The sequence below is a fragment of the Ensifer sp. 22521 genome (assembly GCF_052044795.1).
Taxonomy (GTDB): Bacteria; Pseudomonadota; Alphaproteobacteria; order Rhizobiales; family Rhizobiaceae; genus Ensifer.
In genome coordinates, this window is the sequence record NZ_JBQENM010000048.1 from 1 (window position 1) to 24,000 (window position 24,000).

Here is a 24,000-nt window from a genome sequence, read left to right on the forward strand (position 1 = left end):
CCGAGTCCTCGTCCCCGTCGTTGTCGGTGATGGTTGCCGTCAGGGTGATGAGGTCGGCAGCAGCCAAGGTGATGCTGTCGTCATGGTTGCTGGCGTCCGGATGGACCACCGCGCGGGCCTGGTCGAGCGTGACCACGCCGGCGGCGCTGACGCTGACCGTGAACACAACAGCGCCGACGGCCGAGCCGGCACGACCGACCACGTTATCACCTTCCTTGAAGAGCAGGACGGCGTCGCCGGTTGCGGTGTCGACGAGGCCACTGTCGTTGTTGGCCTGATTGATGCCGAGCGCATAGCTGATGGCGTCACCATCCTCACCGGCATCCGAGGTGAAGGAGGTCGAGAAATCGGCGCTGTCGTCGTCCGTCAAATCGGTCTCGTCGACCGTCAGTTCCGGCGGGGTGCCGTCTGCCGTGATGCTCGGCCCATCGTCATCGAAGTTGATGAACGAGCCGACCTCTTCGGTGTGGGCGTTGGAGGATTGCGACGTGAAATGGAATTCGGTGATGTCGCAGCCTTCAGTCGCGTCGACCCCCGTAACCGTCAGCCGATCCATTTGGGTGGCGGTGGTGAAATCGACGGTCGTGACGTTATCCAGCCCAGTGATGGTGACGGCGTTCCCGGTGCCGTTGAGCCCAGAGATGGTCACGTTACCGCTTCCCGTGGCATAAGTGCCATCGGCGGTGATGGTGGTGGCAAACCCGGACGTGCCCGTCAACTTGATGCTGGTGATGTCGACGGGGTTGGTCGTGGTGCCGTTGAAGAAGTCCGATCCTTGCTCGTTGCCCGTATTGTCGAAGGCCCTGATCGTGATATCCACCCGCCTAGTCTCGGCCGAAGGTGTGATCTGATTGATCGTGAACCCAGCCTGCGTGACGTTATCGAGATGGCTGCCGTACTGGATTTGGGAGCCATCACCCGCAGGGAGATTGCCGCCGGTGACAAAATCGCATTGCAGCGTTTCGGTCGGATTGATGCTTTGGTTACCGATGCCGAATCCCTGCGTACTCACGTTGGCGGTGGCATTTGCTGCGCCCAGGAAACCTGTCACGAGAAGCTGCTTGGAAGCGTCAGTGGAGGAATTGATCACGTAGAAATCATGATTGCCGGACGCGGCGTTCTGCCCCAAGAAACTGAGCACGGAAGTCCCCGTGACCGAGGCGAACACATGATCAGTCAGATCGATGCGGTCGTCCGGGTCGGTCTCATCCGGATGGAGCAGCGGCACGTACTGAACCAGGTAAAGGTCCGCTTTAGTGGCGCTCGTGGGGTCCAGCCCAAACGCGAAGGCGAGCGGCCCGTTTTCATCGGGTTCTGCAAGCGGGTCGGAGGTTCCGATGACGCCGATCACCACGTTGGGATTCGTGGTGTCCTGGAACAGCCAGACATAGTTGCCATCGACCGTTTGGATGCCGCTGTTCACGCCGACGGTTTTGGAAAAGGGTGTGCCCGAGGCATCCTTCGCGAGAACGATCCCGGAGATGGTTTCCCCTGCGCTCGCCGAGGCCTGCACGAAGTCGGCTTGGTGGGCGACCTCCGGTGAGGTCAGCCCGCCCGGATCGTCAAGACCCAGGAGATACAACAGCGTGGGGTTGGTGTTGCCGGACGGGTTAATATCGTCGTCCGTAAGACCGATGCTCTCGTCGATGATGATGTCTTGAGTCTGGATGTCCAGTGCCATCGAGGTTATCCTCCGCGAAAATGAATTGGCCAAAGAAAAGGGATAGGGGCCCTCAAGCGTCAGGGCCTCTATCCACTTCGGAAAAAAAGATTTGTTCTGGGAAATCCCCCCCCTATGCGTGTTCTCATCACGCCTTGTCAGGTGTTCTACAATGAGGCACCTGGCTTAGACTGGGACGCTACGCCTCTTGCATGGGCCCCTCAAGTCATCCTTAAGGACTATCTAATATATCGGAGGTTGTGCCGCTTCGCGAAGCCGGATCAGCGTAAGGGCATCGATAGCGTTGCGGCTGAACGGCCGAGCCGTCTGGCATAAATGTCCCGGCGAAAAAGCAGAGATGACATGCGGCAGGTTCGGATTTTTAATTAATATTAATGAACCTGCGAGCAGTTTGGTGCTGTGTTCCAGAGTCACCCGGAAAGGCGTCACAAGCGACTCTGGAACCACTTTTGCGGCCGTGGCGGTGGATGACGCCATGGTTGTAGTTAGGATATTCTGGGATTGAATTGCGTCACAAGCAGAGTAGGACCTTTGCCGGCGCAAATAGGACTTAGGTCTTAGGTGGGACGGGACCTCACCAGCGAGGCCGACAAGCAATCTAATCCTCAACCGGGCGTCCGCCCATCTTGGTATACGACAACAGGCCTTTTGGTCGACTGTTGCAACTCCACTGTTTTGATTGAGACGTTGGTTCTTGCGCAGGACGCTGCCTTTGAAATCGTTCATGAGGAATAGATTGGAAGGTGTGCGGCTGCCACGCTCGTAAACCGCTGCCCGACATTTTGGTGTGCAGGCACCCGGTTATATCTTCGGCTGATCAGGGCTAGTCCCTTGAGGGAAGTTGTCTTTGGGCGGGGCATCAGTCACCCTTGTCTCATTGCGATTGCCACCTTCGGCAGTCCCCGCTGCAGAGGCCGATCGCATGCACCGACTGAGCCTCTTCCTTAGCGGGGTAGAGGCTCTCTTTTTATCGCAATGACCGCCTGAGCCTCAACGGAGGGGGACCTGCCCGATAGGCTTTTGTCCTCTGGGATTCCCACCAGGCGAGAGTTTTCCAGGCGAGAGTTTTGCCGTTTCAGAACGATCCCGGACATCTATCTCACGCAGCGATGAGAGGTTTCGAAAGTACTTCTGCCGACCCTCCGGATGGGTCGGGCAGCGGCACCAGCGCCGTCGGGCGGGGACGATAGGACCGCCCTTTGGCGCCACTCAACCTTCGATGAATATCTAGCCCCGCCCTAACAGCATGCCCTTCAAATGGGGTCAACCAGGAGCCTTCACGGATCGGCGATCCTGACATTTGGCCCTTTCACTTACCTCATCGGCTCCTCCGGGAGCCGTCTTTTTAAGCGCGTCTGCCTGGCTGATCCGCCGGATCGCACCAGCGGACCCCCGCCCGGTCTTCCGACCATAGTCTGGCTTGGATGGGACGAAGGTCCAGCCGGGGTAAGGGAAAGGTCCTGTGCAGGCAGGATGTTTGCTGGAGCGAGTTGACTGTGCGTCTCGGTCAAGGGCAAAGTTGGTTCGTTACCCGCCGCGCTAAGTGCGCTTGCGCACGAAATGACCTTGGAGACATTATGATCACGCGTCGGATGATCCTGACAGCATTCTTGCCGGCAGTCTGCACCCTCGCCATCTCCTTACCCTACAGCCTCGAAACGTCGAGCGCTGGACTTACGATCGTCAAGACGGTCGCCTTCGCCAACAGTGGCAATGGTAATGGAGGCGGGGGCGGAAATGGCGGGAACGGTGGCGGCAACGGTGGCGGAAATGGTGGAGGAAGCGGTGGCGGGAACGGAGGTGGGAGTTCAAGTGGCAGTGACCGCTCCAACTCCAACAGCGAGCGTTCCAAGAACTCCAATCGTGGGAACGCAAAGGCCAATGGGCAGGATGTCGGCGTTCGCCACGAAGGCGGCATTACCGAAGAGATCGCGAATGGCCGCTACATCATGAAGGATGCCCGCGGACGCACTATCATCAACCGCCGCGCGACGGCAAACGATAGAAAACGGATAGATTCATTCTTGCATTAAGTGAGGGCAGGCGCACCGAGCCGGTTGCGCCATCCTTGTTCGACGTGGATCAGACTTCGCGCGCATCGCGCAGCACCATGGCCGCTTCAGTGCGGTTGCTGACGCCCAGCTTTGTCATGATCTGGGTCATATGATGCTTTACGGTCTTTTCCTGCAGGTCCAGTTGGATTGCGATATGCTTGTTGCTCATACCGGCTGCCACCAATTCCAGAACTTCCCTTTCACGAGGCGTTAGACCGGCGATCAGGCCGGACCTGCCGCTTACCGAAGGTGTCCGGCTGGACAGAAGCTTGGCCGACAAGGTCGGCGCCACATAGCGCTCTCCCGAAGCCACGGTGCGAATGACCTCGGCAAGCGCTCTTGCACCGACGCCCTTCAGCACATAGCCGGTGGCACCTCGATCCAGCGCAGTTGTCACGTCGTCGCCGTCTTCGGAAACGGTGAGCATGATAATCTTCTGTGATGGGGCGATTTTCAGGATCGCCGGTATGGCCTCCAGGCCACCACCGGGCATGGAGATATCCATGAGCATGATATCTGGTCCAAGGCTCTCCGCGATCTGGGTGGCATCGTCCTTCGAGCTACCCTCGGCGACAATTTCAAAGCCCTCGATCTCCGACAGGCTCCGCGTCACACCTTCCCGAAACAAGGGGTGATCGTCCACGATAGCAACGCGAATGGGAAACGCCATAATTGTCATATCTCCTTGACGCTGGTCGTCATGCGAACGGTTGTACCGGTCGGAGCCACAACGAGCTCGAACGTTCCTCCGAGACTTTCGATCCGTTCTCGTAAGCCGGCAAGACCAAGACTTGTGGGCAGAACTGTGTCCGGGTCAAAACCGGGTCCACTATCGGCAACCTCGATCGTTACACGGTCGCCATCCGTCCGCTGCGTTACCCGCTGTCCGACACCGCCGGCGTGGTGAAAGCCATTGTTGAGGGTCTCTTGCACGAACCGGTAGATGCATATCTTCGCCGCCTGCGAGAGGCGTTCGGGGGGCTTCGTCAAGTTCAATTCGACGGGCGCCCCTGTCCGCTGCTGATGCGCCTTCACGCACCGCTGCAAGATTTCGGCCAGACCTGCCGTTTCTATCTGCGGCAGGACCAGGCCGCCGCAGAGCGTGCGGATCTCCTGCATCGCTTCGTCCAAACTCGCCTTTATCGCACCAATTTCGCGGTCGCGCGTGGCGGCCGGCGTTTTGCTGTGCTTCAAGGCTTCACTGTCCAACCTGAGCGAGGCATAGGCGACGAGTTGGGCAGGGCCATCGTGCAGGTCCGCTCCGATGCGTCTCAGATAACTTTCGTTCAACGCGGTGGCACGTTGTGAGGCGCGCTGAAGACGACCCCGCAATTTTTCGTTCTGCGCGAGCGATTCCGAGAGCTCCTCGACCCGTTGCTTGAGCGCATGGCGCTGGCTCTCAATCGTCTTGCTGCCGCGAAGCACGATTGCCGACAGCACGACAAAGAAGGCAAGCGTGAAGGCCGCGACCGCCAGCCAAGTGTGCATACGCGCCTGATTGAGACTTTGCTGAAACTCATTGGCGACTTCGTGGAATTCCGACACGGCAACCACCTGCCCGGACCAGGGCTGCAGTACGGGATTGTAGATCACAAGCGCCGGCACGTCCGAACCCTTATCAGTCGCTAATTCCCCTTCCTGATCGAAGCGCGCGGCCATGTTGCCGGAAAATGCGGTTTGCAATTCACCGCTGAGCTCAACCTTCGTGCCGACAGCGGCCCGATCGCTCGAATAGAGGAGCGTGCCGTCCGCGCGCCAGAGGCGGAAAGAGAGAAGCCGCTCACCCAGTGCGCCCTGGCCGAGGGTCTCATCCAACGCGCGTGCCACGGTCCCGTCGAGGACTTCGTTTTTCTGCATGTCAGGCAGCAGCGGCGCAATCACACTATCCACATAGAGTGCAGTCGTCGCGGCCGAGTTCCGGGTGACCGCATCTTCGATCCGGTTCGAAACAAAGGCTCCGATCAACACCATGGCGCATGCCGAGACTGCTCCGCCGATAAGCAGAAACTGCCTGGCGAGCGATTGAGAATTCCAGCGGGTGATGAGTTGATTGAAGCGCACCAGGTCTCTCGGATCGGGCCGCCGGCTCGTGCGGCGCAACCATTGTAGCAAGCCCAGCTCAACCTAACCACTCTCGAAACGCGGTCAATGGCAGGCCGATCGACGCGAGCTTGATCGGACCTTTGATGCCTTTGGGCCCGGACCTAAGTCCCAAGCGCGGAGGCAATGGTCTGGGGCCGATGGCGCCGTGTCCGGGGCGCAGATATCGTCCGTGCATCAATGATCGTTCGCTTGAGTCCGCGAAAGGACAGTGAACAGCAAGTTGGAATAAGGAGATTCTCATGGCCATGACGAGACTGATCGCGCGAAGCATCATGACACTAACACTGGCAATCGCGCCGGTTGCTGGCGGTAACTTGGGGCTGAGCGGTTTCGCCTATGCCAAGGGCGGCAATGGCGGCGGAAACGGTAGTGACCATGGTGGCGGCCACGGCAGCGATCGTGGTGGCAGTTCCGGCCACGGCAAGTCCGACAACGCGCGTGGAAGCAAGGAGACGAAAGGAAACAAGTCCGGCGAGAAATCGCATAAGAAGACCCACACATCAAGCGGCAAGGAAAAAGCGTCCAAGCCGGCGAAGGCCGACAAAGTCGTCAAATCAGCGCCGGTGGAGTTGGATCCGGTTGTTGAACCGGTAACGCCGGGGAACGCGCCGGGTTTCCGTTCGCTCAACCGGAACTATCACGCTTACCTCAATTCGAACGATCCGAAGATGGCCGGGGTTCGGGCCTATGCGATCGCCTATGCCGAGTTTGAGGCTGAAAACGGTGAGGATGCCATCCCCACGGATCCGGCGCTGAGTGACGAAGCGCTGCGCGAAGCCCTTGCGAGCTTCACCAAGGACGGTGTGGTGACCGACGACATGGTCGATGAAGCCAAGGAGATACTCGGCGTTGGCCCTGCGGTCGGCAAGATCGATGAAATCCGCGAGACGCTGCCGCCATCGACCGTGGATGAGACGGATCCGGACGTAGAAACGGATCCGGAAGTAGAAAGCGCCCAGTAAAACAAAAGACAGGCGGCCGGCTCCGGCGATGTTGTCGGGCCGGTTGCCAAACCAGGCGGAATTCGAATGTTTGATCGTGTCGCGGAAGTCTTCGACCAGGCAGTGAAACAGGGACGTGTCGGTTTTTCGCTTCAACACATAAATTTTGTCGCCGACGTCGGCCGCGTCCTTTACTCGGAATGCCTGGGAAGGCTCATCAAACCCGATGGCGAGATCATGGCAGCCAGCGAGTTCATCAGCTATCTGGAGGCGGCAGGCCGTGTTGCCGCGCTTGACAGGCATATGCTCGCCCTCGCTTTTGACTGGCTCGCGTGCCAGCCATCCGGCGTCCTAGGGTGCAACATTTCAGTCGAAAGTATTTCCGACGAACGCAACAGAGCGCTTCTCTTCGATCTGTTGTCGGCAAATACGAGGTTTGCATCGCGGCTTGTGCTCGAGTTGACGGAAAGTCTTCCCGTATCGGGACTTCCGATAGCCGGCCGGTTTCTGCACAGTGTGCAGGCCCTTGGTTACAGAATTGCCGTCGACGACTTTGGCACAGGGTTCTCGACACCCGAGGCGCTTTTGTCGCTGCCCGTCGACATCGTGAAGATCGACGGATTCTTTTTGCGCCTGGGTCGTGACGACGCGGAGCGCTTTCTCTCGCACATGGTCGGTCTCGCATCCTGTGTCGCCCCGGTCGTGGTCATTGAAGGCGTCGAAACCTATGCGCAGTTTGAAGCCGCGCAGGCCGCGGGAGCAACACATGTTCAAGGGTTTCTGCTCTCCGAACCTACGCTCACTCCGCTCTTTGGCGGAGAAGTGCATCACTCAAATATGATGCTTTGCTGACAGAAAGAGGGGCCCGTGGACGACCCGCGCCTCTGTCTGAAAATCGGCCGCACACACAGCGGTAGTCCGTCCGAATCTTTCGAAAATGGGACAATCTTCAGCTGTAAAACATACAATTTTGAGGGTTGTTCATCTCGTCATCTCACCGGAAGTTAACCCGGCGGTGGGAGCATGTCGCTAGCCCCGTCGTCGTTGTCAACGATAGTGAGTGGGATTGGGCATGCAGCTCCTGAACCATCGCGTCACACGCATTGTCGTTGGGATCCTGCTTCTGGCACTTGCCATTGTCGTGCTCTTGCCGGGGCTCACGGGCTTTACCAGCCTTGATGGCACGGTCAACGCTCGCTTTGCAGTGATCAACGCGCCGATCGATGGCGAGATTGAGCAGGCACCACCCCGGATCGGCACCTCGGTAGCCGCAAACGAGACGCTTCTGACGATCCGCAATGATCGGGTCAATCGGGCGATCCTTGCTTCGCTGCAGGCGGAAGGAAAGACCGCGGATGATCGCGTTGCGGCGCTCGAGCGGGAACGGGACGAACTTGTCGCGTTGCGCACCCAACTCGCCGATCGGCTTGAGAATTTCAAGAACGCCACCATTGCAAGTCTGGAACGCGAGCTTCGCATCCTGCAGAAACGGGTCGAGGTATCGCGTGCCCAGGACTTCGTCGCCAAGGTAGACCTCGACCGACGGCAGGAGTTGGAGTCGAAAGGGATTTTTACACGCAAAATGGTGGAGTCGGCCGCAGCCGCGGGCGCTGCCACGGGCGGAGAGGTCGAGATCAGCAATCTGTCGCTCGAGCTGCTCGAACAACGACTGACGGCGCTTCGTCAGGGGATATTCATCGTGGGCGATGGTCAAAACGATGTACCCTATTCCCGCCAGCGCCAGGACGAGGTGATCGTTCGCATAAACGATATCAACACCCGCATTGTCGAAAACAGCACGCGCGCCGACCAGATAGATTATCAACTGGTCGAGGAAGAGAAGCGTGTTCGCAGTCTCGAATCGGCGGCGATCTCTTCGCCATTCAGCGGCGTAGTGTGGACCCGGAACGTCGTCAACGGTTCCAATGTCATCTTGAACAACGAGCTTATGCGTATCCTCGATTGCCGCGAGCTTTTCGTCGATATCCTCGTTCCCGAAGTCGATTACGATGAGATCTATCCGGGTCGCGAAGCGGAGGTTCGGCTTCTCGGTCGGAGCGACGTCTTCAAGGGGAAGGTGCAGGCAGTCAAAGGCTCTTCTGCCGTTGTCGAGAAGGACAATCTAGCTGCCAAGGAGCCGGAGGCCGAGGAGCAGGATGCCAGGATACGCGTTCAACTCATACCCTCAGCACTCAACACCGATTTCGGCAATTTTTGCCAGGTGGGGCGGACCGCCCAGGTACGCATCTCCAGGCACAATCTGCAACTGACGCAGTGGATCAAAAGCTTGTGGTTCAACCTCTTTTAGCGCTCGCGCCCACATTGCTGGTTATTGCCTTTTTCCTGCTTGGGCCATCCAATTGGTCGCGGCATCAAACCTGGGCGCGCACCATCACCTGCACCGTCGTGGGCGCTGTCGCATTGCGCTATATGGTCTGGCGTCTTTTCGAGACCGTTCTTCCCTATCCAGCCGATGGCGCGAACGCATGGTGGGTTTGGGTTGTCTTCATTATCGAGCTCCTTGCCTTCACCGAGGTCGTTCTTTTCCTCATCTTGATGAGCCGATACGTTGACCGGAGTTCCGAAGCGGACCGCTTGGGAAAGACGTTCTTCGCTCGCGAACAACAGGATCTGCCTACGGTCGACGTTTTTATTCCGACCTACAATGAACCGCTCGATGTCTTGGAGCGGACGATCGTCGGGGCGTTGGCACTCGACTATCCGAAAGACAAGTTCACGGTCTATGTCCTCGATGACGGCCGGCGTGATTGGCTGAAGACCTTCTGCACAGAGCGAGGTGCAGTCCACTTGACGCGAACGGACAATGCGCACGCGAAAGCCGGCAACATGAACAACGGGCTCCGCGCGAGTTCGGGCGACTTCATTGCCATTTTCGATGCCGACTTCGTTCCATATCGCCATTTTCTCAAGCGTACCTTGCCGTTCTTCTCGGACGAGCAGATCGGGATCGTCCAGACGCCGCAGCATTTCTTCAATGTCGATCCGGTCCAGTCAAACCTGGGTCTGGAGAACATCTGGCCGGACGAACAGCGCCTCTTTTTCGACGAGATCGCTCCGAGCCGCGACGTCTGGGACGTCAGCTTCTGCTGTGGGTCGTGCTCGATCGCCCGCCGCAAGGCAGTCGATGCGATCGGCGGCTTCCCGACGGAATCGATCACCGAAGATTTGTTGACGACACTGTCGATGCTGAATAAAGGCTACAAGACCCGCTACTTGAACGAGCGCCTGTCGATGGGGTTGGCAGCCGAGAACCTGACGGGCTATTTCGTCCAGCGAGAGCGCTGGTGCCAGGGCGGCATCCAGACGCTCTATCTCCACAACGGCCCCTTGCGCGGACCGGGCTTGTCGTTGTTCCAGCGGATCATGTTTCTTCCCATGTCCTGGCTCGTGCAGTACGTCGTGCGCCTGATCGTCCTGCTGGTGCCGATCGCCTATCTCTGGTTCGGCGCCTTGCCGCTGCACTTCACCGGCGTTGCCGACTATGTCTCTAACCAGCTTCCCGTTCTGGCGGCCTATTTCCTGTTGATGCTGTGGATCACCCCGACGCGCTACCTCCCGGTGGTTTCCAGCGCCGTCGGGACGTTCGCAACCTTTCGCATGCTGCCGACGGTCGTTTCCAGCCTCGTACGGCCCTTCGGCAAGCCGTTCAAGGTGACCCCGAAAGGCACCGGTAACGAGGCCAACGCCTTCGATGCCTACACGTTCTCTTGGATCGCGGGCTTCATCACTGCCACAGCACTGGGGCTCCTGATCAACATCGTTCCGGAAACGGCACGGGTACACGGCTCGTTCTCGGCGATCGGGGCTCTCTGGTCGGGCATCAACATCGTCGTCCTTGTCATCGCTTCTCTCATCTGCTTTGAGAAACCGTGTCGCCTTTTTCAGGCTTTTAGGCTGGATGAGCCCGCCAATGTCGACGGCACGCCGGGGCGCGTGGTCAGCCTCTCACTCGACAAGGCGGTGGTCGCCGTTCCGACTGAAGTGCGTTTCCAGTCCACACAGCTGACGCTCAGACTTGATGGCTTCGAGCCGCTACACGCAGATCTCAGGCAAGTGACGCAGCGGCGCGGCGACATCTCGCGCGCCGGAGACAAGAGGCGCTTCTACCTTCACCTTCACTACGAACTCAGCGGCAAAGAGCGCGACCAGATGATCGTCAAGCTCTATACCGGACGCTACTCCCGAGACGTCCCCGACATCGACAAGATCGCTGTTTCGATGAACCTGCTACTGCGCGCCTTCGGACGCACGCGCACCGTCTCCCAATAGCAAACGGTCCTCGAGGATCGCATTTCCCCGTTCAAGACATCACGATGCGCGTGCCACCTCGCGGCTGCCTGCGCGCTCGCTTTTGCAGCCATCGGTGCGCGCGTCGCGCTCGCCGATAGGCGCGCTCCGGGTGCCGGTCGTGCATCCCTTCTCCACCGGACGCCTTGCGCGCTTGGAAGTGGCGCACCGCTTCCTTGCGCGGGTTCTTCAGCGCGGGGACGTCTGGTTCGCGCCGATGGAGGAGATTGCAGCGCATGTGCGCACGGTCGTCGACAAGGGACGGTGGTCGCCGCGGATCGACCGGCTGCCCTACTACGCCGAGCCCGTTCGGGTTCGGTAGGGCAGGGAGCGGAAAATGCTGCGCGGCATCGGCTACGTGGTTGCAGATCGGGGCGATAAGGACGTGAGCAGTGACATTTCCTGGAATTGTCCCAGGACTGAGCCGTCTGGCCCTGGTTTCCGGGGCCAGCGGAAAGCATCAGTGCGGCTTTCGTACGCTCTCGGTGATCGCCTCTGCCAGGGTTTCGGCCGCGCGTGAAGGCTTGTTGCGGGGATAGGCGAGATGGAACATATCCTCGAAGGTCATGCGCTCGGGGGCAAGTATCCTGAGACGGCCGGTGCGCACCCATTCGTCTGCATAGTGATCGGGCAGGAAGCCGATATAAGCGCCGGAAAGCAGAAGCAGCAGTGTGCCCTCCATATGCGGCGTTGCGGCGGCCCACGTGAAGTTCACGCCGCAGATCGTCTCGTTGAGCATATAGGTGCGGCCGGCAAAGGACTGGGATGCCAGCACCGCGTCGGTGAGCTCTTCGTCGGGGCGGGCAAAGAGCTGGTGGCGCTCGGCGCAATAGAGCTTCTGAACTTCGGAAAACACCGGCTGGCTACGGACATGCGACGTGACGCTGCCGACCGATGGCATGAGCACGACCTGATAGGAGCCGTTCAGTAGCCCCTGGTGCAGCACCTGCGGTGCTGCGACATCGATTTCCAGATGCACGCGCGGCGCTTTCGCATGGAAGCTGGCGAGTGCGCCCTGAAGGTCGAGTTCGCGATTGGTGATCATCGCATCGACGGTGCCGAAGCTGAGATTGCCGGAAAGCTCACCCTGCGCCTCGCCGATGCGGCTCTGGAATTTCTCCAGCGAGCCGAAGAGTTCGAGCGCCGCGTCATAGACGAGCCGTCCTTCCTCCGTTAGCTGGAAGCCGCTGCGGCCGCGGGTGCACAGGCGCAAGGCCAGCCGCTGTTCCAGATTGCGCATATGGGTGGAGATTGTCGCCTGCGTCATGCCGAGCGCTGACTGCGCGGCAGAAAAGCCGCCGTGCTGCACGACTGAAGCAAAGACGCGCAGCAGCCGGAGCTCGGCATCGCCGAGCGATAGGTTGAGAACGCGGTGGCGAACCTTGTTGATCATGCATTGATTAAGCCACAACTAAACATCCAATCATAGATATTTTTAAACGTATCGACCTTCCGCAATCTCCTTCACCTGTGGAGGAGACACATGACCAGCAATTCCTATGAAACCGGACGATTGAACCTGCCGTTTGTCGGCATCTGCACCTTCGGCAAATATCCCTATCAGCCGGACTGGGACGCGATCGACGCCGACGTGGCGATCCTCGGCGCGCCGTTCGACTGCGGCACCCAGTGGCGTGCCGGCACCCGCTTCGGGCCGCGCTCGATCCGCGAAGCCTCGACCCTGTTCTCCTTCGGCCATGGCGGCGCCTACGATCATGAGGACGACGTCACCTATCTTCCGAGCGGCGCGGTCTCGATCGTCGACATCGGCGACGCCGACATCGTCCACACCGACACGATGAAGAGCCACGCGAACATCGAATTCGGCGTGCGCAAGATTTTGGCCGCCAGCGCACTGCCGGTGGTGCTCGGGGGCGATCATTCCATCAACATCCCCTGCGTCAATGCCTTTGCCGAGGATTGCGAGAAGAACGGTCCGATCCACATCGTGCAGATCGACGCCCATCTCGATTTCGTCGACGAGCGCCATGGCGTGCGCTACGGCCACGGCAACCCGATGCGCCGCGCGGCGGAAAAGCCCTATGTCAGCGGCCTGTCGCAGCTCGGCATCCGCAACGTCTCCTCCACCGCCAAGGAAGGTTATGAGGATGCCCGCAAGATGGGCTCCGATATTCTCTCCGTGCGCCAGATCCGGGCGTTGGGCACGCAGGGCGTGGTGGACCGGGTGCCGGCCGGCGCGCGCTATTATGTCACCATCGACATCGACGGCTTCGATCCGTCGATCGCGCCGGGTACCGGCACGCCGTCGCATGGCGGCTTCATCTATTACGAGGTGCTGGAGATCCTGGCGGCGCTCGCCAAGCGCGGGAACATCGTCGGCATCGATCTGGTCGAGGTCGCCCCCGACTACGACCACACCGGAGGCACATCCATTCTGGCCGCGCAGGTTCTCATGAACCTCATCGGCCGCGTCATGCATGCAAGAGCCGAAAAACGCTGAGCAAAGACCCCGGGAAGGGCCGGCACGCCAGCGGCGGCCGACGAGGAGGAAGAGACATGGACGAATGCGTCCGCAATTATATGGATCAATACGGCGTCAGCGATGCGACGCGGCGGTTTCTGGCCAAGCCCCAGAAGATGTTCATCGGCGGCGCCTGGGTCGACAGCGGCAATGGCGCGACCTTCGACATTTTCGAGCCCTCCACCGGCGGCCTGATCACCCGCGCGCCCTCGGGCACTACGGACGATCTCGACCGGGCCGTCCGCGCTGCCCGCGCCCAGTTCGATGGCGGCGCATGGCGTCTCCTCAAGCCGCTCGAACGCGAACGGCTGCTGCACCGCCTCGCCGACCTCATCGAGACCCATGCCGACGAGTTGGCGGAAATCGAAGCCATCGACATGGGCAAGTCGGTGACCTTTGCCCGCGAGATCGATATCCAGGGCACGGTTGATACGTTCCGCTATTTCGCCGGCTGGCCGACAAAGCTGCACGGCCGCACCGTCGAACCTTCCATTCCCGGCAATTATCTCGCCTATACCCGCAAGGAACCGCTCGGCGTCGTCGCCGCCATCGTGCCGTGGAACTTTCCGCTGCAGACCATGGCGTGGAAGCTCGCGGCTGCCCTTGCTGTCGGGTGCACCGTCATCGTCAAGCCGGCGGAACTCACCTCGCTTTCCACCCTGCGCTTTGCCGAACTGGTGCAGGAGGCCGGCATTCCCGATGGCGTGGTCAATACCGTCACGGGCAAGGGCAGCGTCATCGGCGCGGCCATGTCGACCCATCCGGGCATCGACAAGGTCACCTTTACCGGCTCGACGCCGGTCGGGCAGGAGGTCGGCCGCACGGCGGTCGGTAATCTGAAGCACGTCACGCTGGAACTCGGCGGCAAATCACCGGTGCTGGTGCTCGACGATGCCGATCTGGCAAGTGCTGCCCGTGCGGTGGCAAACGGCGTGTTCTTCAATTCCGGCCAAGTCTGCGATGCCGGCACCCGCGTCTATGTCCAGCGGTCGGTGCATGACGCCTTCCTCGAAGAGCTGGTTGCTGTCACCCGTACGCTGAAGCTTGCGCCGGGCCTCGACCGCGATTGCTACATCGGCCCCATGGTCTCGGCGCAGCAGAAGAAGGTGGTTTCCAGCTATATCGAGGCCGGCCGCCGCGAGGGCGCGGAGCTGATCCATGGCGGCGGCAGCCCCGACCGACCGGGCCATTTTATCGAACCGGCGATCTTTGCCTATTGCAAGCCGGAGATGAGCATCGTTCGCGAGGAGATTTTTGGGCCGGTACTGGTCACCAGCCCCTTCGACACGCTGGAGGACGCGGTTTCGCTGGCGAACGACACGCCGTTCGGCCTTGCCGCCGCGATCTACTCGAACGATCTCGCGCGCGTGCACACGCTCATCCCGCGCCTGCATGCGGGCTCCGTCTACGTCAATGCCCACAGCACGATCGATCCCTCCATGCCCTTCGGTGGCTTCAAGGCCTCGGGCTTCGGCAAGGACCTGGGGCCGGAGCAACTCGACTACCTCATGGAGACCAAGGCCGTGTGGATCACGTTGCCGTAAACCTTGCGGCCGCCGCCCATGGGCGGCCGCTTCGCACCACCGGCGGCTGATGGAGCCGCCTTTCATCGCAGAAAGACGCCGAAGGCGCGACGCGATAGGGGAACCAAAAATGGAAAACGATATCGCCTGGCAGAACGAACTGGGACGCCGCGCCCGCATCTATGAAGACATCGAGGCGGGTCACCGCTTCGAAAGCACGATGACCGCCCTCGATTATGCCGGCATGACCGTGCTGACGCTCGTGCTGGTCCTCGGCTCCTGGTTCTGGGGGGCATGAGATGACCGAACACGTCGCCAATGGCGGGCTTGCCGCCGCTGAAATCCAACGGGAGGAAGCTTCTGTCAACCGTGCCGCCGCCGAACGCGGCGATGCACCGCTTCTGCCCTCGGAACGGCTCTGGGGCTTCTGGGAATTCACCTACGCCAATTCGGCACTTGCCATCGCCACCTGGGCCTTCCTGATCGGCGGCTCCGTCGGTCTTTTCGTCGGACCGAAGGAGGGCATTGCCGCCATCATCATCGGCAATATCGTCGGTGTCATGCTGACGGCACTCGCCACCACGCCGCTTTCCGGCCGCTACGGCATCGAGCAGTTCGTCGCGCTGCGCAGCCAGTTCGGTTATAACGGCAGCCGCGTCGTCTATGTGCTGGCCGTCGTGGTGCTCACCATGGGCTGGCTTGCGGTGCTGGCCATGATGTTCGGCCGCTCGATCGACGGGTTGACGGCGCTGAGCTCCGGCGAGGCCGCCAACCCGACCGGCATCAAGATGATCGTCGCCGCCGTCGGCGCCATCCTCGTTACCTGGTTCATCGTCGCCAAGGGGCCGACCTCGATCAAGTTCTTCAACATGGTCGTCTCGCCCGCGCTGGTGATCCTGATGATCGTGATGCTCTACCTCATCCTCCAGCACCGCTCCTTCTCCGAGCTGCTGGCGATGCCGGCGCTTTCCCCGCCGTTTGAGGATAATACGCTCAACTTCATTATCGCTATCGAAGTGAACCTTGCCGCCGGCTTCTCCTGGTGGCCCTATATCGGAAATCTCGCCCGCCTCACCAAGAACGAACGCACCGCCTTTTGGCCGAACATCCTCGGCATTTTTGGCGCCGCCGCACTCGGCGAAATTGTCGGCCTGCTCGCAGCCGTCGCACTCGGCGACAGCGACCCGACGATCTGGATGACCAAGATCGCCGGGCCCGTCATCGGCATCATCGCACTGCTCTTCGTCGCCTTCGCCAACATGACCTCGATGGCCAACATCCTTTACACCTCCATCGTCGGTCTGCGGCAGGTGGGCACGGCCTCGGTGCGGGCCATCTCCTGGGGGGCGATCCTCTTCCTGTTCTGCGTCATCCCGCTCGGCCTCGTGGTCTTCTATCCGCAGATGTATGACGGCTTCTTCATCTTCCTCGTCTGGACCTCGGCGCTCAATTCCGCGCTCGCCGGCATCGGCATTGCCGACTACTTCTTCCTGCGCCGCCAGAAGCTCGACATGCGCAGCCTACACGGTCCGCAGGAAAACGGTCCCTACCGTTTCTGGGGCGGCTTCAATCCCATCGGCCTCTTTGCACTTGCCGTCGGTTTCGCGGTCTACGTGCTCGTCTTCAATCCGCAGACGCTCGCAAGCCTGCCGGCCTTCAAGTACCTCACCGCCTCCGTGCCTTCCTGCCTTGCAGCCGGCGCGGTCCACTATGTCCTGACCCGGCTTTTCGCCCGCGGGCGTGGCTGGGGCCTCTATCCGTAATATCGGGATGACCGCCATGAGCGATACCTACGACTACATCATCATCGGCGCCGGATCGGCCGGCTGCGTGCTCGCCAACCGGCTTTCGGAAGACCCGGCCGTAAAAGTCCTGGTCCTCGAATACGGCGGCAGCGACAAGTCGATCTTCATCCAGATGCCGACGGCGCTGTCCATCCCGATGAACGGCACGAAGTACAACTGGAAATACATGACCCTGCCGGAGCCCGGCCTCGACGGCCGCCGGGTCCACTGCCCGCGTGGAAAGGTCATCGGCGGTTCCTCCTCGATCAACGGGCTTGTCTACATGCGCGGCCATGCCCGCGACTTCGACGAGTGGGAGGAGCTTGGGGCGCGCGGCTGGCGCTATGCCAATTGCCTGCCCTATTTCCAACGCGCCGAAAGCTGGCAGGACGGGGGCGACGCCTATCGCGGCGCCGCTGGCCCGCTTGCTACCAATGCCGGCAACAGGATGCAGAACCCGCTCTACCGGGCCTTCGTCGATGCCGGCCACGAGGCGGGCTATATCACGACGGAAGACCCGAACGGCCATATGCAGGAGGGCTTTGGGCCGATGCACATGACCGTCAAGGACGGCGTGCGCTGGTCGACGGCCAATGCCTATCTCAAACCGGCGATGAGCCGGCCGAACCTCAGGGTCGTCACCCATGCCATGACGCGGCGCGTGCTGCTCGAGGGAAAACGCGCCGTCGGCGTCGAATACGAACAGGGCGGCGGGGAACGCATTGTGGTGAAGGCCAGCCGCGAAGTGCTGATTTCGTCCGGCCCGATCGGCTCGCCGCACCTCCTGCAACGCTCCGGCATCGGCCCGGCTGCGGTGCTGCAAAAGGCGGGCGTCGAGGTGCTGCACGATCTGCCGGGCGTCGGCGAGAATCTGCAGGACCACTCCGAGGTCTACATCCAGTATGCCTGCAAGGAGCCGATCACACTCAACGGCAAGATGGGGCTTTTGAGCAAAGCCCTGATCGGTGCGGAATGGCTGCTCTTCAAGAAGGGGCTTTCGGTCTCCAACCATTTCGAGAGCGGAGGCTTCATTCGTTCCGACGCCTCCCTCCAGTGGCCGGATATCCAGTTCCACTTTCTGCCGGCCGCCATGCGCTATGACGGCAAGAAGCCGCTCGACGGTCACGGTTTCATGGTGTTGACGGGGCCGAACAAGCCGAAGAGCCGCGGTTATGTGCGGCTGCGCTCGCCGGAGGCGCACGAGCAGCCGGATATCCTCTTCAACTATCTCGACCGCGAGGAGGACCGCGAAGGTTTTCGGCGCTGCCTGCGGCTCACCCGCGAAATCGTCGCCCAACCCGCCTTCGACCGCTTCCGCGGCGAGGAGATCGCGCCCGGCAAGGATGTGCGCAGCAACGACGAGATCGACGCCTGGGTGCGTGAAACCATGGAAAGCACCTACCACCCCTGCGGCTCCTGCCGCATGGGCGAGGACGAGATGGCCGTCGTCGACAGCGAACTCCGGGTGCGCGGCATCGGCGGCCTCCGGGTCATCGACAGCTCCGTCTTCCCGGCGGAGCCGAACGCCAACCTCAACGCGCCGACGATCATGCTCGCCGAGCGTGGCTCAGACATGGTGCGCGGCAAACCGCTGCTTGCTGCCTCCAATGCACAGGTCGGCACGGCTCCCGGCGTCGGCGTCACCCAGCGCAGCGGCAAGCCGCTGCGTGCCTTCCGGCACTGAGGCGGCCGCGATGTTGCGGGGGATCGGCTATGTGGTTGCCCGGCGGGATCTGGACGGTCCCGAGGAGCCGCGCGGTTGGTCGCACTTCATAGAGGCGCTTTTTCGCGGGCTCCTGGCCCGTTTTGCCGGCTGGTCGCTTGGGGCACGACGGCAGCAGCCTCAAGGCCGGGAAAGCGCCTCGGCGAAGCGGCCGGGATAGGACCGCATGCACTCTGCGGGCACGAGCGAGGTCAGCGTGCGAAGGCATGACGAAGGCGAAAGCGGCCGTCGATTGTTGGTGTACACACGCCCATCGCCGGGTCAGCTTCGAGCCATGGTGGTGCGCGTAAAGACCAGAACGAGGACGGCCCGTGCGGCGAAGTCCGGTCCGCTCTATAACCGAATGGCATCGAGAATGGCCTGTATCAGTCGGGCTGATGGCACGTTGCGAGGTCTGAGCAGGCCGATCTCGCGGCACGGTGCATTGCGTAGCGATAGCCGCGCGACGCGCAGATTGTCGAAGAGGGACGAACGCCAGTCGGGCATAAGCGATACACCCAGCCCGGCTTCAACCATCACCGAAATGGCTTCGAGCGAGTCGAGTTCCAGCCACTCGCGAGGAAGAATCCGCTGGGATTGAAGATAGGTGTCTGCCAGCCGGCCACCCCAATTGCTTCTGTCGTATCGGATGAACGGTTGCTCGCGAAGCAAGCGGTCGGCGGGGATGTTCGCAAGATCGGGCGGCGCCAGAAGGACGAACGGCTCTGCTCGGATCAGCTCCCAGTGCAAAGTCTTGGGTAAGGGGAAGGGTGGTTTGACGAGGATTGCCGCGTCGATATTTTCCTCCAGCACGCTGTTATAGAGTTCTGCCGACGTGCCCGGCAGCAGGAAGATGTCAACGCCCGGCGTCGTGTCGAACACCCTTCGCAACGCATGCGGAAGCAGGCCCGTCAGTGCCGTCGAAATGGCACCAAGCCTCAGTTCTCCGAATGCCTGGTCGTCGTGTGCCAGTCCTTTCAACTGTCTGACTTCCGATAGAACGCGTCGGCTCTTTTCCAGGATCGCGACGCCCGCTTCGGTTGGCTTCACCCGCCGACCTGATCGCGCGAGAAGGGGCAGGCCGATCTCGTCTTCCAACGCCTGGATACGTTGCGCGACCGCGGCCGGCGTCACACCCAGGCGGCGCGACGCCTCAGCCAGAGAGCCGTGTTGAACGACAGCCAGGAAGGTTTCGAGAAAGCGGGTTTCCATCGATACTTTTACTATCGACTGAAGGAATAAAAAGGAAGGTTTTTCTCTTGTTTGTGCGTTGCCATAGTGACCCGGAAACAAAGGAGGAAGAGGTGGATCTACATTTGAAGGGCAAGACGGCGCTTGTCTTCGGCGCCGGCGGTGGACTTGGCGGCGCAATCGCAAGGTCGCTTGCGGCCGAAGGCGTTTCCGTCGCCGTCGCCGACATACACGAAGAAAGCGCCAAGGCGACCGCGGATGCAATCAAGGCCGAGGGTGGCAAGGCCATTCCGCTCACCTGGGATATTGGCGACCTGTCCTTGGCTGATCAGGAGCTCGACGCCATAAACAACGCGTTTGGCCCGGTCGACATCCTGGTCAACAACACTGGCGGCCCGCCGCCGACGCCGGCTGCGGGCCAGTCGCCCGACGATTGGTCGAAGTACTTCGACCTCATGGTTCGCTCAGTGATCGCGGTCACCGACGCGGTGCTGCCGGGCATGCGCGAGCGTAAATGGGGGCGCATCATCACCTCCACGTCTTCCGGCGTCGTCGCACCGATTGCAAATCTCGGGATATCGAACAGCCTGCGCCTGGCGCTTGTGGGCTGGTCAAAAACGTTGGCGCGCGAGGTCGGGCGCGATGGCATCACCGCAAACATCGTGCTGCCAGGACGCATCGCCACCGGGCGGATCGTGTTTCTGGACGAGCAGAAGGCGAAGCGTGAGAACAGGCCGGTGGCCGAAGTCACCGCCGAAAGTACCGGGTCCATTCCGGTCGGGCGCTACGGCGACCCGAAAGAATACGGCGACACCGTCACCTTCCTTGCCAGCCCCCGCGCTTCCTACATCACCGGCTCCGTCATCCGTGTCGATGGCGGTCTGATCAACAGCATCTGATCGAGCGGGATCCTCATGTCACTTGAACCTCAAGTCGTCGAAACCCTGAAGGACGTGTCCACCGCAACGCTCACGACGGTTCTCCTGAAAAAGGGACTTCGCAATGTCTGGATGCGCGGCACCAAGCCGCTGAAACCCGGCCAAGGGCGGGCTGTCGGGAGAGCTTTTACGCTGCGCTTCATCCCTGCGCGGGAGGACCTCGCCACGCCTGCGAGCTGGACATCGCCGATCTCCACCCGGGCGGCGATCGAGGCGATGCCGGAGGGCTGTGTCGCGGTTGTCGACGCGATGGGCATCGGCGATGCCGGCATCTTCGGTGACATCCTGTGTGCCCGGATGGCGAAACGCAACGTTGCCGGCCTCGTCACAGACGGCGTGATGCGCGACTCTGAGGGTGTGTTGGCGAGCGGCATGAAGGTGTGGTGCAATGGCATCGCAGCGCCGCCGTCGGTCGCAGGGCTGACCTTTGTCGGATGGCAGCAGCCGATCAATTGCGGCGGCGTTGCCGTGCTTCCGGACGACATTGTCGTGGTCGATGACGACGGTGCAGTCATCATCCCGGCAGCGCTTCTCGACGAGGTGCTCACTGAGGCGCCCGAACAGGAGCGCATGGAGGCCTGGATCATGAGTGAAGTCGATCGGGGCGTGCCGCTTCCCGGTCTTTACCCAATGAATGCAGAAACGAAGGCCCGGTATGAGGCCTGGAAGGACAGCCAGAAATGACGTTCGGCACGCAATCCAAGGGCGTCTACGCCATCGCAACCACGCCGTTCTTCGAGGACGGCTCGATCGATTTCAAATCGATCGACAAGCTCACGGGCTTTTATGAGGAGAGCGGCTGCACCGGCGTCACGATCCTCGGGATCATGGGCGAGGCCCCGAAGCTCGAACCGGAGGAGAGCCGGGCCATCGTCAAGCGCGTGGTCTCTCGGTCCAAAATTCCGGTGATCGTCGGCGTCTCCGCTCCAGGTTTTGCCAGCATGCGCTCGTTGGCGCGTGACTCGATGGAGATGGGTGCCGCTGGCGTGATGATCGCTCCGCCTCCCGCCCTGCGCACCGATGACCAGATCGTCAACTATTTCGCAGGCGCGGTGGAAGCTGTCGGCGAGGATGTGCCGTGGGTTCTCCAGGACTATCCGCTGACCCTTACGGTCGTCATGACGCCCGGCGTCATCGCGAAGATCATGACCAACCACACGTCCTGCCTGATGCTGAAACACGAGGACTGGCCAGGCCTTGAAAAGATATCGAAGCTGCGCGCCCTGCAGAAGGCGGGAGAGCTTCGCGATTTTTCCGTGCTCTGCGGCAATGGCGGCATGTTCCTCGACTTCGAGCCGGAACGAGGCGCCGACGGCGCCATGACCGGCTATGGCTTCCCGGACATGCTCACCGAGCTGATGGGTCTGTTTGCGGCCGGAAAGAGGGATGAGGCGCACGACCTCTTCGATGCGCACCTGCCTTTGATCCGCTACGAGCAACAGCTTGGCATCGGCCTTGCCGTTCGCAAGCACGTTCTGAAACGCCGCGGCGTCATCACCTCCGACGCCCAACGCAAGCCGGCCCAGATGCTGACACCGACAGCGCGAGCAGAAGTGGACTATCTGCTTGCCCGTGTCGGGAAACGTGACAAGCGCGCTGCCCTTTAGTCAACGCCCTATCCCTGGGCCTGTTCGCTGCTAGCCGCGCCGGCGCTATAAAGTCATCCATCGTGTCTGCGACCACCATCGCGGGTCTGTCCTGAGACTCGCGAGGGTGGTACTTTGGCTTTGGCGATTGTCGAACTCACCAGTTGAAGAACGAGGTTGACGATGCAGGGCCAGGAAACCTTTCTTGATAGGATCTTGCGTATCGGCGTGATCGTCGCGGTCGCGCTCCTGCTTGCGGCGATCCAGTATGTGGTGTCGTCGCGCTCCCTCTATGCCGTCCTCTGAGAGCGGATCTGATCCCCAGAGTTGATGACCCGTGTGTTTGCGGTTGCTGCGTCTGTTCGGATCATTCGAATTGCCCCGACGTTCAACACGTAAATCGCCATTCGAACGGCGGGGCTCATGCTCACATCTACGCCGACGTATAGGCCGTCTTGACGGTGGTGTAGAACTCGGCGGCGTAGCGCCCCTGCTCGCGCGAGCCGTAGGACGAGCCCTTGCGGCCGCCGAAGGGCACATGGAAATCGACGCCGGCCGTCGGCAAGTTGACCATCACCATGCCGGCCTCGGCATTGCGCTTGAAATGGGTCGCGTGCTTGAGGCTGGTGGTGGCGATCCCGGACGACAGGCCGAAGGGCGTGTCGTTGGCCACCGCGAGCGCCTCGTCATAGTCCTTCACCCGGATCACCGAAGCGACCGGCCCAAAGATCTCTTCCCGCGAAATGCGCATCTGATTGGTCGCCTCGGTAAACAGCGCCGGCTGCAGGTAGAAGCCGGGCGTATCGCGCTTCAGAAGCTCGCCGCCAAAGGCGAGTTTGGCGCCCTCCTGTTTGCCGATGGCGATGTAGTCGATGTCCTGGTTGAGCTGGCCTTGATCGACCACCGGGCCGATATGGGTGCCGGCCTTCAAGGCGTCGTCGATCGTCAGCCCCTTCATCCGTTCGCCCATTGCGGCGACGAAACGATCGTGGATGCCCTCGGTGACGATGAGGCGCGACGACGCCGTGCAGCGCTGGCCGGTGGAGAAGAAGGCGGAATTGACCGCCGCTTCGACCGCAACACTGAGATCGGCATCGTCGAGCACGACGAACGGGTTCTTGCCGCCCATCTCCAGCTGGTACTTGCGATTGTGCTCGACCGAGGCCAGCGCCACCCGTTTGCCGGTGCCGGTCGAGCCGGTGAAGGTGATGGCGTGCACATCCGGGCTGTCGAGCATCGCCTGGCCGACGACCGAGCCCTTGCCCATGGCGAGGTTCAGGACACCCTTCGGCAGGCCGGCACGATGGAGGATGTCGACGATCGCCCAGGAGCTGCCGGGCACCAGTTCGGCCGGCTTGAAGACGACGGTGTTGCCATAGCAAAGAGCCGGCGCGATCTTCCAGGCGGGAATGGCGATCGGGAAGTTCCAGGGCGTGATGATGCCGACGACGCCGACCGGCTCGCGGGTGATCTCGACGCCGATATTGGGTCGCGCCGACGGCAGCACTTCGCCCGCCAGTCGCAGGCATTCGCCGGCGAAGAAGTCGAAGATCTGGCCGGCACGCACCGTCTCGCCGATGCCTTCGACAAGCGTCTTGCCTTCCTCGCGCGACAACAGCCTTCCGAGCTCGTCCTTGCGGGCAAGGATCTCGTCGGCGGTCTTCCTCAGGATCGCGTGGCGCTCGAGGATGCCGGAGCGCGACCAGG

Annotated in this window: 21 protein-coding genes; 15 read left to right on the forward strand and 6 right to left on the reverse strand. The window is 61.2% G+C overall.

Going from position 1 to position 24,000, the window contains the following annotated elements:
- Positions 1-1,681, reverse strand: a 1,681-nt coding sequence (locus ACTJKE_RS35305) for a DUF5801 repeats-in-toxin domain-containing protein (protein ID WP_440693789.1), incomplete at its 3' end; no start/stop codon positions are given.
- A gap of 1,577 nt (positions 1,682-3,258) precedes the next feature.
- Here ACTJKE_RS35305 and ACTJKE_RS35310 point away from each other — a divergent pair.
- The gene (locus ACTJKE_RS35310; protein ID WP_058329318.1) at positions 3,259-3,714 is read left to right on the forward strand and encodes a hypothetical protein; all 456 of its coding nucleotides are present in this window, start codon (positions 3,259-3,261) and stop codon (positions 3,712-3,714) included.
- Positions 3,715-3,763: 49 nt separating this feature from the next.
- Here the strand turns inward: ACTJKE_RS35310 and ACTJKE_RS35315 are convergent, their stop codons facing one another.
- Together ACTJKE_RS35315 and ACTJKE_RS35320 are read right to left on the reverse strand one after the other, a co-directional pair.
- Positions 3,764-4,405, reverse strand: coding sequence for a LuxR C-terminal-related transcriptional regulator (locus tag ACTJKE_RS35315; RefSeq protein WP_058329317.1), 642 nt, complete (start codon positions 4,403-4,405; stop codon positions 3,764-3,766).
- Between the two features lie 5 nt (positions 4,406-4,410).
- Positions 4,411-5,796, reverse strand: coding sequence for a sensor histidine kinase (locus ACTJKE_RS35320; protein WP_440693791.1), 1,386 nt, complete (start codon positions 5,794-5,796; stop codon positions 4,411-4,413).
- Between the two features lie 281 nt (positions 5,797-6,077).
- Here ACTJKE_RS35320 and ACTJKE_RS35325 point away from each other — a divergent pair, with 281 nt between their 5' ends.
- The 5 genes from ACTJKE_RS35325 to ACTJKE_RS35345 all read left to right on the forward strand — a co-directional run bounded on the left by ACTJKE_RS35325 (position 6,078) and on the right by ACTJKE_RS35345 (position 11,409).
- Positions 6,078-6,800 (forward strand): hypothetical protein, encoded by a 723-nt coding sequence (locus ACTJKE_RS35325; protein ID WP_058329315.1) that lies wholly within the window; start codon positions 6,078-6,080, stop codon positions 6,798-6,800.
- 66 nt (positions 6,801-6,866) lie between these two features.
- Positions 6,867-7,631: an EAL domain-containing protein gene (locus ACTJKE_RS35330; RefSeq protein WP_113515259.1), complete on the forward strand. Its 765-nt coding sequence runs from the start codon at positions 6,867-6,869 to the stop codon at positions 7,629-7,631.
- 220 nt (positions 7,632-7,851) lie between these two features.
- Positions 7,852-9,087: an HlyD family secretion protein gene (locus tag ACTJKE_RS35335; RefSeq protein WP_113515257.1), complete on the forward strand. Its 1,236-nt coding sequence runs from the start codon at positions 7,852-7,854 to the stop codon at positions 9,085-9,087.
- The gene (locus ACTJKE_RS35340) at positions 9,069-11,069 is read left to right on the forward strand and encodes a glycosyltransferase (protein ID WP_113515255.1); all 2,001 of its coding nucleotides are present in this window, start codon (positions 9,069-9,071) and stop codon (positions 11,067-11,069) included. Before ACTJKE_RS35335 ends, ACTJKE_RS35340 begins: the two co-directional genes overlap by 19 nt.
- A 139-nt stretch (positions 11,070-11,208) precedes the next feature.
- On the forward strand, positions 11,209-11,409 hold the full coding sequence (locus tag ACTJKE_RS35345; RefSeq protein ID WP_440661842.1) for a hypothetical protein: 201 nt from the start codon (positions 11,209-11,211) through the stop codon (positions 11,407-11,409).
- Between the two features lie 138 nt (positions 11,410-11,547).
- On the opposite strand, the gene ACTJKE_RS35350 is transcribed toward ACTJKE_RS35345, so the two are convergent.
- Positions 11,548-12,480 (reverse strand): LysR family transcriptional regulator, encoded by a 933-nt coding sequence (locus ACTJKE_RS35350; RefSeq protein ID WP_440661843.1) that lies wholly within the window; start codon positions 12,478-12,480, stop codon positions 11,548-11,550.
- A gap of 90 nt (positions 12,481-12,570) precedes the next feature.
- On the opposite strand from ACTJKE_RS35350, the gene speB reads away from it, so the two are divergent.
- From speB to betA, 5 genes are all read left to right on the forward strand, one after another.
- Complete coding sequence (gene speB / locus ACTJKE_RS35355; RefSeq protein ID WP_058329309.1) at positions 12,571-13,548, forward strand: agmatinase; 978 nt, start codon at positions 12,571-12,573, stop codon at positions 13,546-13,548.
- A gap of 56 nt (positions 13,549-13,604) precedes the next feature.
- Positions 13,605-15,113 (forward strand): aldehyde dehydrogenase family protein, encoded by a 1,509-nt coding sequence (locus ACTJKE_RS35360; RefSeq protein ID WP_440693793.1) that lies wholly within the window; start codon positions 13,605-13,607, stop codon positions 15,111-15,113.
- 109 nt (positions 15,114-15,222) lie between these two features.
- A complete protein-coding gene (locus tag ACTJKE_RS35365; protein WP_113515249.1) occupies positions 15,223-15,390 on the forward strand; it encodes a hypothetical protein in 168 nt (55 codons plus the stop codon).
- Between the two features lies 1 nt (position 15,391).
- Positions 15,392-16,855, forward strand: a complete 1,464-nt coding sequence (locus ACTJKE_RS35370; RefSeq protein WP_058329307.1) for a purine-cytosine permease family protein — start codon at positions 15,392-15,394, stop codon at positions 16,853-16,855.
- A 16-nt stretch (positions 16,856-16,871) separates the two neighbouring features.
- Positions 16,872-18,560: a choline dehydrogenase gene (gene betA, locus ACTJKE_RS35375; protein WP_113515247.1), complete on the forward strand. Its 1,689-nt coding sequence runs from the start codon at positions 16,872-16,874 to the stop codon at positions 18,558-18,560.
- 372 nt (positions 18,561-18,932) lie between these two features.
- On the opposite strand, the gene ACTJKE_RS35380 is transcribed toward betA, so the two are convergent.
- On the reverse strand, positions 18,933-19,790 hold the full coding sequence (locus tag ACTJKE_RS35380; protein ID WP_113515245.1) for a LysR family transcriptional regulator: 858 nt from the start codon (positions 19,788-19,790) through the stop codon (positions 18,933-18,935).
- Between the two features lie 92 nt (positions 19,791-19,882).
- Between ACTJKE_RS35380 and ACTJKE_RS35385 the strand changes: the two genes are divergently transcribed.
- The 4 genes from ACTJKE_RS35385 to ACTJKE_RS35400 all read left to right on the forward strand — a co-directional run bounded on the left by ACTJKE_RS35385 (position 19,883) and on the right by ACTJKE_RS35400 (position 22,599).
- Complete coding sequence (locus tag ACTJKE_RS35385) at positions 19,883-20,668, forward strand: SDR family oxidoreductase (RefSeq protein WP_113515243.1); 786 nt, start codon at positions 19,883-19,885, stop codon at positions 20,666-20,668.
- A 15-nt stretch (positions 20,669-20,683) separates the two neighbouring features.
- A complete protein-coding gene (locus ACTJKE_RS35390) occupies positions 20,684-21,391 on the forward strand; it encodes a ribonuclease activity regulator RraA (protein ID WP_113515241.1) in 708 nt (235 codons plus the stop codon).
- Positions 21,388-22,314 (forward strand): dihydrodipicolinate synthase family protein, encoded by a 927-nt coding sequence (locus tag ACTJKE_RS35395; protein ID WP_058329301.1) that lies wholly within the window; start codon positions 21,388-21,390, stop codon positions 22,312-22,314. The genes ACTJKE_RS35390 and ACTJKE_RS35395 overlap by 4 nt, the downstream gene beginning before the upstream one ends.
- A gap of 162 nt (positions 22,315-22,476) precedes the next feature.
- Positions 22,477-22,599 (forward strand): hypothetical protein, encoded by a 123-nt coding sequence (locus ACTJKE_RS35400; RefSeq protein WP_256436675.1) that lies wholly within the window; start codon positions 22,477-22,479, stop codon positions 22,597-22,599.
- A 127-nt stretch (positions 22,600-22,726) separates the two neighbouring features.
- Here ACTJKE_RS35400 and ACTJKE_RS35405 read toward each other — a convergent pair.
- Positions 22,727-24,000: aldehyde dehydrogenase family protein (locus ACTJKE_RS35405; RefSeq protein WP_440693795.1), on the reverse strand; the 1,274-nt coding region annotated here is incomplete at its 5' end.

Coding starts and splice junctions, on each gene's coding strand:
- ACTJKE_RS35325 (WP_058329315.1), top strand. CDS start 6,078: ATGGCCATGACGAGACTGATCGCGCGAAGCATCATGACACTAACACTG.
- ACTJKE_RS35350 (WP_440661843.1), bottom strand. CDS start 12,480: ATGATCAACAAGGTTCGCCACCGCGTTCTCAACCTATCGCTCGGCGAT.
- ACTJKE_RS35365 (WP_113515249.1), top strand. CDS start 15,223: ATGGAAAACGATATCGCCTGGCAGAACGAACTGGGACGCCGCGCCCGC.
- ACTJKE_RS35360 (WP_440693793.1), top strand. CDS start 13,605: ATGGACGAATGCGTCCGCAATTATATGGATCAATACGGCGTCAGCGAT.
- ACTJKE_RS35315 (WP_058329317.1), bottom strand. CDS start 4,405: ATGGCGTTTCCCATTCGCGTTGCTATCGTGGACGATCACCCCTTGTTT.
- ACTJKE_RS35400 (WP_256436675.1), top strand. CDS start 22,477: ATGCAGGGCCAGGAAACCTTTCTTGATAGGATCTTGCGTATCGGCGTG.
- ACTJKE_RS35395 (WP_058329301.1), top strand. CDS start 21,388: ATGACGTTCGGCACGCAATCCAAGGGCGTCTACGCCATCGCAACCACG.
- ACTJKE_RS35330 (WP_113515259.1), top strand. CDS start 6,867: ATGTTTGATCGTGTCGCGGAAGTCTTCGACCAGGCAGTGAAACAGGGA.
- speB (WP_058329309.1), top strand. CDS start 12,571: ATGACCAGCAATTCCTATGAAACCGGACGATTGAACCTGCCGTTTGTC.
- ACTJKE_RS35390 (WP_113515241.1), top strand. CDS start 20,684: ATGTCACTTGAACCTCAAGTCGTCGAAACCCTGAAGGACGTGTCCACC.
- ACTJKE_RS35380 (WP_113515245.1), bottom strand. CDS start 19,790: ATGGAAACCCGCTTTCTCGAAACCTTCCTGGCTGTCGTTCAACACGGC.
- ACTJKE_RS35370 (WP_058329307.1), top strand. CDS start 15,392: ATGACCGAACACGTCGCCAATGGCGGGCTTGCCGCCGCTGAAATCCAA.
- ACTJKE_RS35310 (WP_058329318.1), top strand. CDS start 3,259: ATGATCACGCGTCGGATGATCCTGACAGCATTCTTGCCGGCAGTCTGC.
- betA (WP_113515247.1), top strand. CDS start 16,872: ATGAGCGATACCTACGACTACATCATCATCGGCGCCGGATCGGCCGGC.
- ACTJKE_RS35335 (WP_113515257.1), top strand. CDS start 7,852: ATGCAGCTCCTGAACCATCGCGTCACACGCATTGTCGTTGGGATCCTG.